This window comes from Glaciimonas soli (assembly GCF_009497155.1).
Taxonomy (GTDB): Bacteria; Pseudomonadota; Gammaproteobacteria; order Burkholderiales; family Burkholderiaceae_D; genus Glaciimonas; species Glaciimonas soli.
Genome location: NZ_WINI01000008.1, coordinates 61,098 through 73,928 on the forward strand (window position 1 = coordinate 61,098; position 12,831 = coordinate 73,928).

10 protein-coding genes and 1 pseudogene are annotated in these 12,831 nt (G+C 47.5%); 5 read left to right on the forward strand and 6 right to left on the reverse strand.

Annotated elements, in window-relative coordinates:
• Positions 1 to 35 precede the first annotated feature (35 nt).
• From tssB to GEV47_RS15715, 3 genes and pseudogenes are all read right to left on the reverse strand, one after another.
• Complete coding sequence (gene tssB / locus GEV47_RS15705) at positions 36 to 554, reverse strand: type VI secretion system contractile sheath small subunit (protein WP_153235735.1); 519 nt, start codon at positions 552 to 554, stop codon at positions 36 to 38.
• Between the two features lie 78 nt (positions 555 to 632).
• Positions 633 to 3,314: a type VI secretion system ATPase TssH gene (tssH, locus tag GEV47_RS15710; protein WP_153235736.1), complete on the reverse strand. Its 2,682-nt coding sequence runs from the start codon at positions 3,312 to 3,314 to the stop codon at positions 633 to 635.
• 747 nt (positions 3,315 to 4,061) lie between these two features.
• Positions 4,062 to 4,994 (reverse strand): annotated as a pseudogene (locus GEV47_RS15715) (IS5 family transposase).
• Between the two features lie 473 nt (positions 4,995 to 5,467).
• Between GEV47_RS15715 and GEV47_RS15720 the strand changes: the two are divergent.
• The 3 genes from GEV47_RS15720 to GEV47_RS15730 all read left to right on the forward strand — a co-directional run bounded on the left by GEV47_RS15720 (position 5,468) and on the right by GEV47_RS15730 (position 7,246).
• A complete protein-coding gene (locus GEV47_RS15720; protein WP_153235737.1) occupies positions 5,468 to 5,914 on the forward strand; it encodes a hypothetical protein in 447 nt (148 codons plus the stop codon).
• Positions 5,869 to 6,912 (forward strand): nuclease-related domain-containing protein, encoded by a 1,044-nt coding sequence (locus GEV47_RS15725; protein ID WP_153235738.1) that lies wholly within the window; start codon positions 5,869 to 5,871, stop codon positions 6,910 to 6,912. Before GEV47_RS15720 ends, GEV47_RS15725 begins: the two co-directional genes overlap by 46 nt.
• Before the next feature lie 79 nt (positions 6,913 to 6,991).
• Positions 6,992 to 7,246 carry a hypothetical protein gene (locus GEV47_RS15730; protein ID WP_153235739.1) on the forward strand — a complete coding sequence of 85 codons (255 nt, stop codon included), beginning with the start codon at positions 6,992 to 6,994 and terminating at the stop codon, positions 7,244 to 7,246.
• Between the two features lie 536 nt (positions 7,247 to 7,782).
• On the opposite strand, the gene GEV47_RS15735 is transcribed toward GEV47_RS15730, so the two are convergent.
• Positions 7,783 to 8,106 (reverse strand): hypothetical protein, encoded by a 324-nt coding sequence (locus tag GEV47_RS15735; RefSeq protein WP_153235740.1) that lies wholly within the window; start codon positions 8,104 to 8,106, stop codon positions 7,783 to 7,785.
• A 172-nt stretch (positions 8,107 to 8,278) separates the two neighbouring features.
• Here GEV47_RS15735 and GEV47_RS15740 point away from each other — a divergent pair, with 172 nt between their 5' ends.
• Complete coding sequence (locus GEV47_RS15740; RefSeq protein ID WP_153235741.1) at positions 8,279 to 8,524, forward strand: helix-turn-helix domain-containing protein; 246 nt, start codon at positions 8,279 to 8,281, stop codon at positions 8,522 to 8,524.
• A gap of 337 nt (positions 8,525 to 8,861) precedes the next feature.
• On the opposite strand, the gene GEV47_RS15745 is transcribed toward GEV47_RS15740, so the two are convergent.
• On the reverse strand, positions 8,862 to 9,572 hold the full coding sequence (locus GEV47_RS15745) for a hypothetical protein (RefSeq protein ID WP_153235742.1): 711 nt from the start codon (positions 9,570 to 9,572) through the stop codon (positions 8,862 to 8,864).
• 31 nt (positions 9,573 to 9,603) lie between these two features.
• Positions 9,604 to 10,845, reverse strand: a complete 1,242-nt coding sequence (locus GEV47_RS15750) for a tyrosine-type recombinase/integrase (RefSeq protein WP_153235743.1) — start codon at positions 10,843 to 10,845, stop codon at positions 9,604 to 9,606.
• A gap of 1,199 nt (positions 10,846 to 12,044) precedes the next feature.
• Here GEV47_RS15750 and GEV47_RS19615 point away from each other — a divergent pair.
• Positions 12,045 to 12,245, forward strand: a complete 201-nt coding sequence (locus tag GEV47_RS19615; RefSeq protein WP_228124748.1) for a hypothetical protein — start codon at positions 12,045 to 12,047, stop codon at positions 12,243 to 12,245.
• Positions 12,246 to 12,831 lie beyond the last annotated feature (586 nt).

Genomic DNA, 12,831 nt, shown 5'->3' on the forward strand with positions numbered 1-12,831 from the left:
TCAAATATTGCTGATTCTGTTACTGCAAATGACGATTACTTAGCGTCGATGTCAGCTTTTTGTTTCGGCGCAGCCGCTAGCGACTTCATCAATGCTGGGTCTTGCAGTAATTGATTGACCAAACTTTCTGCACCGGTTTTACCATCCATGTAGGTTTGCAAATTGGATAGTTGCGTTCGCGCTTCCAACAGTTTTTTGAGCGCATCGACTTTGCCAGCCACTGCTGCCGGTGAAAAATCGTCCATCGACTCAAACGTCATATCGACCATCAAATGACCTTCGCCTGACAAGGTGTTCGGCACCGAAAAGGCAACGCGTGGTTGCATCGCTTTCATACGCTCATCAAAATTGTCGATGTCGATATCGAGGAATTTGCGATCGGCTACTGGTGGCAATTCATTGACTGGCTTACCGGACAAGTCGGTCAAGACACCCATCACGAACGGCAATTCGATTTTCTTTTCTGAACCGTAGATTTCGACGTCGTATTCGATCTGTACACGCGGTGCGCGGTTACGGGCTAAGAACTTCTGGGAACTATTGCTAACACTCATAAATACTCCATTGCATAAGGAACTTACGTTCACAATTAATCAAGGACGGCGGGTCTTGCAGGTGCTACTTAATTACGGTCATGCATACTCAAGTTGATAAGTGATTTTTTCACCGGGATTGCTATTATCAAAATCAACCGCAATGCGATTGATGCTGCGTTTTTGTTCGGTAGCATCTAACCAATATGCGGAAAGTTTGGGCAAGATACGTTGCTCGATAAAACCAACTAACAGACGAGCGCCGGTTTCGTGGGTGCCGCATTGTTCGACGATATGCGCGACCACGGCATCGGTAATATCCAAGGCGATGTTGTGGTGCGTTTGCATGCGGGTGACGACTTTTTGCAAATGCAATCGAACGATCTTTGATAATGCTTCGTCTTGCAAGGGGAAGTATGGAACGGTGGTCAAGCGACCAATAAAGGCTGCCGGAAATACTTTGCGTAATTCAGGTTGCAGCAGTATGTGCAACGCTTCTGCCGATGGCAATGTGTCACCAGTTATGGTGTCCAACAGATGACTCAGTGCGTCTGAACCTGCGTTACTGGTCAATAAAATGATGGTGTTTTTAAAATCGATGTAACGCCCTTCTCCGTCTTCCATCCAGCCCTTATCGAATACTTGATAGAACATTTCGTGGACATCGGGATGGGCTTTTTCGATTTCGTCTAGCAGTACTACACTATAGGGACGACGACGCACCGCTTCAGTCAAGACACCTCCTTCGCCATAGCCGACATAGCCTGGCGGTGAACCTTTGAGGGTTGAGACGGTGTGTGCTTCCTGAAACTCGCTCATGTTGACCGTAATCAGATTTTGTTCGCCGCCATATAAGGCTTCGGCCAAGGCCAGCGCCGTTTCGGTTTTACCGACACCGGAGGAGCCCACCAATAAGAAAACCCCTACTGGTTTGTTGGGATCAGATAACTGGGCGCGTGAAGTCTGGATACGCTCAGCGATGGCGCTTAAAGCATGAGGCTGGCCGATGACGCGTTGCGCCAGCACGGCAGGCAATTGGCGCACGGCGGTAATGTCGTCCTTGACCATGCTGCCGACGGGAATGCCGGTCCAATCAGCGACGATAGCGGCCACCACTTCGGCACTGACATGTGGTTGTATCAGTGGTGTATCTGGCTGCAGTGTGGCCAGTTCTTGTTCTAGCGTAGTTAACTCTTTTAATAACTGATGTCGGTCATCGATATTTTCTGCATCGTCAACTAAGGCCAATAGTGCTGTACGTTTGGCGATGATATTTTGTGTCAGCCCCAGCTCTTGCTGCCAGCGTGCTTCAAGTAGCTCACGTTCACTTTCTTGTTCGGCGATGCGCGTATCAATTGCTGCTAAACGTTTAGCATCGTGTTTGCCTATGTCTGCTTCCCGCATCAGCAGATCACGCTCTACCTGAGCGGCCAGCAAACGCTCACGCAGATATTCCACCCGCGCCGGTGGAGTGTGCAGAGAAAGTGCGACACGTGCGCAGGCCGTATCAAGAAGACTGATGGCTTTATCAGGTAGCTGACGCGCCGGGATGTAGCGATGCGATAAGGTGACGGCAGCACGCACGGCCTCGTCCATGATCCACACTTTATGATGCTCGGTAAAGGTGCTGACTAAGCCGCGCACCATATCCATGGCAGCAAGCTCTTCCGGCTCCATGACTTGCAACACCTGGAAGCGGCGGGTTAAGGCGGGGTCTTTCTCGATGTGACGTTTGTATTCGGCCCAGGTAGTGGCACCGATCGTGCGTAAAGTGCCACGCGCCAATGCTGGTTTGAGCAAATTGGCGGCGTCACCGGTGCCAGCCTGACCACCGGCACCGATCAAGGTATGGACTTCATCGACAAACAAGATAATCGGCTGAGGGGATTTGGTCGCCGCTTCTAGTACCCCTTTTAAACGCGACTCAAATTCGCCTTTCATGCTGGCGCCAGCTAGTAAAGCGCCGACGTCCAAACTGAGCAATTTCACTTCGCACAGACTGGGAGGTACATGACCTTGGGCGATCGCTAACGCCAGGCCTTCGACTACCGCCGTTTTGCCGACACCAGCCTCACCAGCGAGTAAGGGATTGTTTTGGCGACGACGCAGCAGAATGTCGATCATGGTGCGGATCTCGTGATCACGACCGATGACCGGATCGATCTTGCCAGCACGGGCTTGCTCGGTGAGATCGCTGCAGTATTGGGTTAGTGGTGACTTGGAACCGTTTTGCGCTGTCAGTGCATTACTGGCTTCGCCGGGGACGGCAACAGTGAGGCCGGAACCATCGTGTGCAACTTCGTCACTTTCGGGCGAGCCATTAATGATCGCTGGCAGCAATTCCAATAAGCCTTGCGTCGGCACTTTGGCAAAAGAAGGTAGTACGCCAAGAAAAACGCGGCGTAGTTCTGGCGTTTCTAGTAATGCGGCAATCAACCATGCACCACGAATACTTTGATCACCCGCACTTAAAGTAGCAACTATCCATGCGCGCTCAATCGCCGCTTCGATGTGATGAGAAAAATCGCTGATAGAACTGGCACCGGTAGGTAATGCATTCAGCGCTAATGCCAATTCACGGTCAAGCACCTCGGGCTTGATCTCAAAATGACGGGCGATTCGCTGGAAATCCGTATCAGGCAGCTGGGCCAGCTGATTGAACCAGTGCGCCAGTTCAATGTAAGGATTGCCACGTAACTTACAGAATGCAGTAGCTGACTCGATACCCTTGAACAAAGTGGGATTTAACTTGCCAAACAAAATGTGTCGGGTCACAGCCATCAACGATCTCCAGTTTTATATTTATTTTTGATCATGCATTAAAATTGATGTAGAAGGGGCAATTAAGTTCCCATAAAGCATGTTTTAACAATAATTAACGAAAATGCTATTCGGCAACACATGAGTCTAGGTGACAGCTTTAACCCAGTTGGCAGCTGCGTTTCCAAAGGAAGGTGAGCCTGAGCACGAATCTGGGTTCGGGAAGGCTGTTTGCCGATGAGCGGCGAACGCGTCACGGTGATTAATGATTCATGGATGATCATCGCTTGAACGAAACCAGGATACGCACCATGGAGCAATTACATGCCATCCTAGATGGCACTGAGACTCTGGAATTCACGCTCGTGGAAGATTGGCGAGCTCGTTGCGCGTGAATTGAATTGATTTTGTGTGAACGAACAAAAAATTTGACACAATTTTGCGACTTCTCTCCTATGAGACAACCTGTAAGGCCCGTTCATGAAAGCTTTCAAAAGGGCTACTAGAGGGTCGGTCAGATTCTGCTTTTGCGTAACATCAGTTATGAACAAAGGGTTATCGTTCAGAATTGCGACAACTATGGAAAAACTCCAGGTCAAAAAATAGCATGAAAATTCCGAGCTGTACGGGCGCCAGTACAACACACAGGAAACCGATAAATGAAGAATTTCTTGAAAAACCTCGTAGAAATAATATTGTTTTTGCCGATGGCAGGGGCTTTGTTGCACAAATCAAAAGCTGACTACAACATCCCCTTACCCCACAAACTCAGATCACGCGAATGGTGTCAGGTGTCCCTAATCGCGTGAAGCGATTCAGGATAGCTACACACACTTGCAGCTCTGCTACCTGACGATCAAATTCTCTAGCCATCACACGTTCGCCCAATAATTTGAAGCAACGCATTTTGGTTTCAACCAAGCTACGGAGGTGGTAGCCACTCCACTTTTTCCACAGCGTTCTGCCTAAATAGCGTGTGGCCCGTAAGGTTTCATTTCTCGCTTTGGCACCTGTCATATTTTCTTTCCAATACTGCGCATTCTTACGCGTAGGGATGACCGCTGCAGCGCCACGTGCCGCAATCGCAGTGTGACAGCCTTTGGTGTCATAAGCACCATCGCCACTGACAGCGCAGATGGTTTCGCTCACTGGGATTTGTTTGAGTAATTCCGGTAACATAGGTGCATCACCGACGCTGTTATCGGTTATTTCTATCGCGCGTATTGCCATCGTTTCGGCATCAATGCCCAGATGCACTTAACGCCATTGTCGTCTATAGTCAGCCCCGTGTTTCTTGGTTTTCCATTCACCTTCGCCCAGCATTTTGATGTCGGTGCTATCGACTAATAAATGCAATCCATTTCGACCGCTGTGACGCGGGATGATGACGGGTAAATGTTTCTGCCGTCGGCATACTGTGCTGTAATCTGGGACTTCCCAATCCAGTTTGGCTAACTGCAAAGGACTCTGTATAAAACCAATTACCTGTCGCAGTGCCAGACCAAATAGTCCTTTGATTGTCAGGTCAAATTGGATAGCGGTATCACTAAATTGTTGTACCCGACCACGACAACCTGAGGGCTGACCATGCCATTGCATATTGTTGTCTAGCCACACATGCAAGGAGCGGCGATTTTTTAATGCAGCGTTGTATTGTTTCCAGTTGGTCGTACGGTATTTCGGGGGAGCAGGTTTTGTCATCCCTGCAGTTTACGCATCTGAGTAGAATTCGTCAGGCTAAGCTGGGATTTGTGCAACAAAGCCCATAAGACGCCTAAGTCTGTTGACCGTGTTGATGCGACCACGAGCTGCTCGGAATCGAAGCTTAAGATTGAGTGACAGACTGAGATAAAAGGAAGCATTTCTTTTGAGGGCCAGCACCAGCCAACCGACTGGTGCACGCGGCGCTTCAGCAAAGGGAAATGCAGGGGAAATTTTTTCCTAGCCAACGGAATCAGATTATCTGCAAGCAGACAGAACACTGAAGTAACAGGTAACGAGTGGCGTAGACAATGTTCGTTGCTCTCTGCTTGAACGACTTGCGTACGCGACTTCCATTGTTATGATCAATTGACTGCTTAGCTACCAACTCATTACTACCACATAGTCATGCAAAGCAATTGTCTCTAAAGGACGCGACTCGACTCCAACGTAAAACATGGAAGCACACAAAAATGCATACCGATCACATCACCAACGAAAACCTGATGTCTACCGATTTCGCAGGAACAGAAAAAGCGAGGTTTCTACAATCAAAGACCCGCAGCAAACGGCCCAAAGCAGTCTTCCTGGCACCAGGTATTCCAGCGCACAACGTATGGATGACCGACGTGTCGGCGATGGACCGCCGTTCAGTCAAAGCGCAATTGGCAGGTCGAGGCGACTACAGAGTCGCATGGTGGGAATTGAACTGCATCATTCATCGCTTGCTCAAGCCGTGCGCCTCGTTTGAGCAGGTGATGTACGCATTTCATGCACGTCACCACGCCAGGACATTCGCCAGATTGAAAATTATCAATGATTTTTGGTGCATTTTTAGAACCATCAAGCAACATGGCCTACTCGCAGGCCTGCGTTGCGTCATCCGTCAGTTACAAGACCCGAAAGAAAAGCAATTATGAGTCGCCAAAATAATAAGAATGATGATTTCATCACTAAAGCGATGGGCGCCGTATTGGGATTAGGATTTGTCGCCATTATTTGGGTGACAACGATGGCAATGCTGGCGATTTTCTTTTTTCTGAAACGCCCGATCGCTCGTGCGTTGCGTCTGGAATGGTGTTCAACAAGTTGCCCATGGATGAAATGGCTCTACCGTCCCATTAAATGGCTAGCAGGTATCTTGTTTCTGCTCGTGCTTATAGGTGTTGCCCAAAAACTCTCTGTCACTTCGGCGCATATTGATCAGATCATGTTCTACGTACTGGCGCTCTGCGTCGCACTCTGTTGTGGGTTACTTTTCAATATTCTGCATTGGATGGAGCAATATTCTGAGGATCCTGCAATTCAGAAAAAATTGGCCGGCATCGCTGCCGAACGTTATGTACAGAAGCTAATTGACGACAGTCAGCATGTGTTTCCTGCATCACGTGCTTTCCATGGAAAATTGTTTGTCTTTAACGAACACACGCCAAATGAATTTTCTGTTGAGGCCGATCACATTTTCATCACAGAGCGAAACATTTTTGTGATTGAGACGAAATGTAAGTCCGGCACTATATCGGCAGGTGTCGATTCTCCCATGTGGAAGGTTTCTTCTCCCCATGGCGATACGGATATGCGTAATGCATTGAAACAGGCCAAGAATGCGGCTCGCGTATTGCAGCGTCAAGCTGCTCTCCCCTGCGAGATCATTCCTTTAGTGGTAATCAAAGGCAACAATGTAAAAATCGTTGACGGTCCGACGAATGTTCTGATTGCTACGGACCTCATCAACGTCCTTCTTGCATTTGAACACGGCAAGCCTCATCCGATTTTGGATCCCGCTTCGGTTGCCACTCTGCTTTTATTGCATATAAATGACGATCCAGCCGCAATGAAGAAGCACATCGAACGCGCTTACACAGCCAGAGTCCGAACGGATAGGACCGAGATCGTTAATGCTGCATCGATTCGATGAGAGTTAAAGCAATAACACGAACTTAAGGACCGTGCTAAGTATGGTATCCAGTCGGCAATCTAAGTAATCAGGGGGCACGATGTCTATCAATAAGCGAAACAAGCGATCTGTGCGGGCGGAGGCGATGGAAATGAAAACTGTTGGCACGAAGACGGATTTTTCATCAGACTTCGAACAGCCACTCGCTATCTTGACAGATTTGATCGCGATCGCCATCGAGGAGATTGGCAATGGCAGCGGACGGGCACTCTCGGTTTTACTGCCGGCCATGCGGTATGTGCATGACATCAAGGCAATCAACGACCGATTGCTGCAAGTGGAAAGTACGAAGTGATCCACATTGAAAGAAAATCGTAATCTCGAAATAGCAAGCCACCATGCCATCAAAAAAATTATCGGCTTTCCTGGATACCTATGGCATTTTTTATATTGGTGAAGCGTATGCCGCTGCTAACTCGTTGGGTTTCTGGGATAAATCGAAGTAGATCAAAAGCTGTGAAGCCCGCAGATACAGATTTCCCGCCACAATGCCTTCTAGTTCGTCGCCGATGTTGTCAGGTAGGCCCTAAGGGATGAATCCCCAAGACAACACGGCAATCATTCAAGAAAATTAATATCATCCCGCCAGGGCAGTCGACTCTGAGCCAGAGTCGTTATGCCACTGGAAGATCATTATTTTATGCTCGAAATGATCGTCTCGTTCGTCGCGAGGGCATTGTTGCTACATGAATCGATTGGTGCCTTCTTTGATTTTTCTAATTACCCAAACGAAGGGCGCAAAATACAGTCGTACATCATCTCTTGCGACTTGTTTGATATGGTCAAGCAACCAAGCCAATCTACGATTCTCTATCAGACTCATTTTTTTCCTCAATATTTATTCGCAGCATCCCGCATTTTCTTTTGATATGCCTTGTAAGTTTCGTCGCTGCGCGCCTGTGAGGCATTTTTACAGTTAATTCCTGTAGCGGTTTCAATCCATGCCAGCCGCTTACTTGGAGGCATCGTACTAAGTTCATGTTTTTCCATTGCCACGCACTTTGCATGAACCACGTCAGCCTCGGCGAGGTGCTCCCCATAATATGCCAATGATTTCGCCTCTTCAACGGTCTTTTCGCCACATGCAGTCAGTAATAGCAGCGTTACGACGATTAATGATGACTTCGTTTTCGTGATGCCTTTTAAATGGATCATATGTACCTAAATTTTATATTGCTCGTTGGCCGCGCCCCGCTAAATGCGACAAGCTCAATCGCAGCGCTCTGATATCAAAATTGGCGCTTTCAAAAAGTGAAATTACCAATATATTATGAAGACACAATAATAACGCAAGATCACGATCCTCCCAATATATTGGGAGAATTTATTGGATCCTGCGATCACTTTTGGACAAGTGTTACGGCGCCTTAGAAAGGAAGCTGGGCTATCACAAGAGCAATTGTCATTTGAAGCTGAAATCGAGCGGAATTTCGTGAGCTTGATTGAGCGAGGCGTCAACCAACCGACAATCAGAGTTATTTTTAAGCTGGCGGCGGCATTGGGTACGTCCCCGTCTCAAATGCTTGCACTCGTAGAAAAAGAAATAAAGCTCCAATCTCCTGACGCTAAGTAGTGTGCTTCAATAATTGAGTCCGCATAGTTTCATACCGAAGACTTAATTGTTGGCATCCAGGCCCACTCTGATTTCCTGCCTCGTGCCAGAACGTTATCCAACTTCAGGTAGTGGTATTTCCTGCTGCCTGAAAATTCCCGCCGCCGCCACTGCCTTGGTATTTCCCTCGATCGGCTTAATCCAGTCTGATGCATGACGCTGGCAATACACCTCCCACAACATTTGCACTTAGCGCACGTTGATGACGATTTCGAGTGACGTCATCTCCCTGAGAAAATCAGTTAGCTTAGGCGTGGGCCAGATTTATACCGATCATCGGCGACATTTAGCGAGCACGCTAATCATCAGGATCTTGACCGTTCAAACCATCAAGTTCTCCTTTCAGTTCGGTGAGGAATCTTTTAACGAAGGTTAATTCTGACGGATGTGGGCACAATTGATAACGCCTTACCTCAATCAAGGCTTTGTCGCTGGTGCCATCTAAACTGCTTGATAAAGCTTTAAGTTTTTCAGCCCCAACAATACGCGCTGCTTCAGCATTCAGATCTGGCAAAATAAGCGGAATAAATGTATTGGCCATCCACCCGCGCAATTCGGCATGCTCTATCGGATTACCAGTCGCTGAAAACGACATCGTGTACAAGTCCCCAAACGCTTCATCGCATTCAAAACGACCATCGTAGTCAGGATGATGTTCGTACATGAAAGCGTACAGATCTTGCAGCATGGCCGATTGCAAAAATGTCTTCAATACGGCTTCAGGCGATATTTCAAATTTACACTTGCGAACATTTTCTGGATCTTCTTCATAGTGACTATAATCTTCCGAAACAACACCCCAGGTGAATTGATAGCCCTGCAGATCTTCGTATCGATTCAACATGCTCGACTGGTCTTCGTTGTCTTTTAACCCTAGCAAAATTTCAGGATCCATCGGACAGTCTTTGCGCGTTGTAAATTCAAATAGCGCCCAGTGGGGGAACCCCAGTGGTATCGGCGTTCCTTGGCTCAGTAGGACCAACATTACATCGTCAATTGCGAGTTTCATGATATTTTTCCTATGCAGTTTTTTTGGTCGATTAAACACGTTTCACGACAGAGGTTGCAGCGGCTTCAATGGCCTCAGCGTTGCCTTGTCGCGGAGCCACCCACTCATGCCCGAATCGCTGGCTATGATCGGACCACAAGAAGTGAGCCTGCCGCGGAGTCATTTCCACATCGATACCAGCCATTTCCCCTACCAATTGCAGGCAGTCTTGAAGTCGCGTTGCATCCACTGCGGGTAAATTAATGGCGCCGACCGCGAGCAGCGATTGGTCAATATTTTTTTTGCACCTGTCCGCTTCGTCCTGACCAACATATCTCCCGAACGATCCGTAATAGGAGGACGTGATTCTTATGCCAGAATGGCCTAGAAGTTCGCTAATTTGTGACCGCGTGACATTTAATTCGTCGCGTGGCATTTGCCCTCCTGTCCCGCCCAACGTAGGTGGAATCATATGGGCAACGAGAGCCGCATTTTCAGCGTATTGCGCACGCAACCCGTGCCCGGTTACGCCGTCTTTCAATTTCGTAATGCCGATTTTTTCCATGGATTTGTTGTACCGCCCGATGCAATATTTAAATGACGCTTTCTTCCCGCGCTTGTCAGTTTTCCACCCAAGATGCTCATTCGCATTAATTTTTTCCTTCACAAAATCTAAAACCACCCTTTGCTCGGCATTGTCGATGTAAATATCGCGCGGACGACCGCCTTTTGCTTGACCCAAGTAGATCACCAGCTTATCGCCGCGGTCTGCCTTCCAAGGACGGTTGTGTGTGACCTCCTTCCGGCGTAATCCGAAGGCCAGCATCATTCTGATCATCAAACCGAACCTCCAGTCAAGCGCATCGGCCTGGCGGATTTTTTCAACGATATCGACACCGTTCTCGCTCCAGCTCTTGCTCTTTGTCGCAGCCTTTCGGACCTTCAACTCATTTTTATCTACGTCAGGCAAGTATTTCGGTAGAGATTTAACCATTCCGTTTTTCCCGACCCAACCAGAAAACACCCGCAATTTGGACAGATATTCCTGCATCGTCGATGCCTGCCTGCCTTCGCCGTGCCAAAACTGGCAGAGAGCTTTTACGTGTGTTTCGTTCAAATTGCGAGGATTCTGGAGTTTGAAGCCCAGAGTTTCCAATTGGTCAAAACACATATTCAAAACCTCTGTGTAAGCCGTCACTGTGCGCTCACTCGCTACTCTCCCGTTCTTACGTTGGTAAACATTCTCGCTAAGAATGGTGCTCAAAATCCCGTACAACTTGCTCTTGTTGCCCATAGAACCTCCCTTTTACTTCATGACGTCATTAACACCGACTCAACTGCCACAAACAACATCGCTATAGCTCCGCTCGTGGCAGAGATAGGGCTATGTTGTTTGATACAACTCAATTACTAAGCAAGGGGTGAAGGCCCAAAATTTAGAAAACGCGCTTCGATTTGCATCCCTTCAATTGCTATTTTTGCAAATCACCTGAGCCTCACGGCGGCAGGTCACTTAACCCTTAGGTAAGCTCTGATCTGATCACGCGGTTCTCGCGTAGCGCTTCCTCCCCTTTTACTGGAAGGTATGGGTGGCGCTAGCACCCTAAGTTGTTGGTTACGTGCCCGTAGGCCGCGTGACTTTTCCTACCGGTCGTCGCGCCAATTCGCGTCGAACTCGATAAGTGGGTGAAGACCCATGTCACTGTGATTTTCTTCGTGATTTGTTTTTGAACTACCTGGATACAGGCAAATCCGAACGGCGTTTCCTAGGCGTCGTTTGTTAGCGGTTTGCTTGTTCAGTGGTTGTTTAGTATTCCTAAATGTCAGCTAGCCGTTGATACGTTTGGCTTTGCTCGACACTCAGTGTTCCTAAATATTTTCTTTATGAGTTTAAAAAATTGGCGAACATCGAAACATTCTTGGCAAAAAGAACGTGATGGTCGCCATGAGATACTACTTGGTTCCACAGATGTGGCTTAGTGAAATCTGGTCTATCGATTGATAGAATAGATGATGAATTTTGACTTACGTACCACGGAGTGATGACTGCAATCATATCTCAAGAATTATTTGATATGCAAACATATTTGCTAAAAATAAGATTCCGATAAATCAAGCTGAAATTATTTGAGGATTTGAAAATTTTACTTGATCTACGTGCTTAAAATTAACCTGTTATATGGAGCATTGTTTGAGCATATATAGAGCGCACTTGGAGCACTAATTGAACAAACATAGAGCACTTTTAATCTGATTTTGGTGTGATGCCGAAAATAGATTTTTATAAATATGGCACCGCAAACAATATTGCGGGCAAGATCAAAATTATGAATGACCTCGATGAATTAAATCGGATCCTCGAAAAAAAACGCGAATCGCAGTTGGGTCCAAAATGAGCCATTTTCTGCAAATTTTGCCATCGTTAGAAATAGCGAGATTAGCTAGGGTCAAACATAAAGAACAGTGTGAAGAACTCAAGCGAAATGGTTTCACATGCACATTCTCGACTTATATATTTTTGCACGTGCAAGACATAAGCCACAAAAGGGGATGAGTCAGATGCCGCCTCTATTTACTTCGTTACAACGCAAGGCGGCAGCGCCGGTCGTCGGCACAGGTATCGCCCTAATGTTCGCCATTCACCGGTCGTTCAATGGCGGCACCAAATACCGCAGACAAGCCGTTGCTAACTAATTCGTTAAGTGCAAGAGGCCGAATTGCTAGAGGTGGCACGCATCGGACGTAAACATCAATATCCTCTTGACTATAAAAATAAGTTCGAGCAGAATCCATCTGTCGTTCCACGGCATAATCTTCAAATCTGACCTCCTGAGGTCGACTGCGAATCAATTCTTAGAATCCCCGCTTAGCTTAATAGGCCACCTCAATATTCACGCCGTATAAAAGCTCCCCCTGATAGTTAGCGGCACCAACATTACTACTCTTGATGCTGCACTGTCATACGTCATGGCAAAGACTCAAGATAAATCATCTTCGAGCTCCAAGGCTCCAGCCTGTTCGCATAAAAATCACATCCCGCAATTTTTTTACAATCTGTGAGGTGTCGATATGTCCCCCTCCTTCCGGCACAACCGGTAAATGACTGTCATTCCGATCTTGCCTACGTCAGCACTACTGAGGTAGGCAAGGCATTGATTGCTGGGCGAGTTGCGAGGGTTTAAATGGACTGTATGCTGCATTACACGAAGACAACGAAAATTTCAGAAAAAGCGATTGAACCCACGGTCGAATGCGACGTATGGATTCAATCACTTCGATG

Excerpts from the sequence above, each read along its gene's own strand:
- tssB (WP_153235735.1), bottom strand. The coding sequence starts at position 554 with ATGAGTGTTAGCAATAGTTCCCAGAAGTTCTTAGCCCGTAACCGCGCA.
- tssH (WP_153235736.1), bottom strand. The coding sequence starts at position 3,314 with ATGGCTGTGACCCGACACATTTTGTTTGGCAAGTTAAATCCCACTTTG.
- GEV47_RS15720 (WP_153235737.1), top strand. The coding sequence starts at position 5,468 with ATGCATACCGATCACATCACCAACGAAAACCTGATGTCTACCGATTTC.
- GEV47_RS15730 (WP_153235739.1), top strand. The coding sequence starts at position 6,992 with ATGTCTATCAATAAGCGAAACAAGCGATCTGTGCGGGCGGAGGCGATG.
- GEV47_RS15735 (WP_153235740.1), bottom strand. The coding sequence starts at position 8,106 with ATGATCCATTTAAAAGGCATCACGAAAACGAAGTCATCATTAATCGTC.
- GEV47_RS15745 (WP_153235742.1), bottom strand. The coding sequence starts at position 9,572 with ATGAAACTCGCAATTGACGATGTAATGTTGGTCCTACTGAGCCAAGGA.
- GEV47_RS15750 (WP_153235743.1), bottom strand. The coding sequence starts at position 10,845 with ATGGGCAACAAGAGCAAGTTGTACGGGATTTTGAGCACCATTCTTAGC.
- GEV47_RS19615 (WP_228124748.1), top strand. The coding sequence starts at position 12,045 with ATGCACATTCTCGACTTATATATTTTTGCACGTGCAAGACATAAGCCA.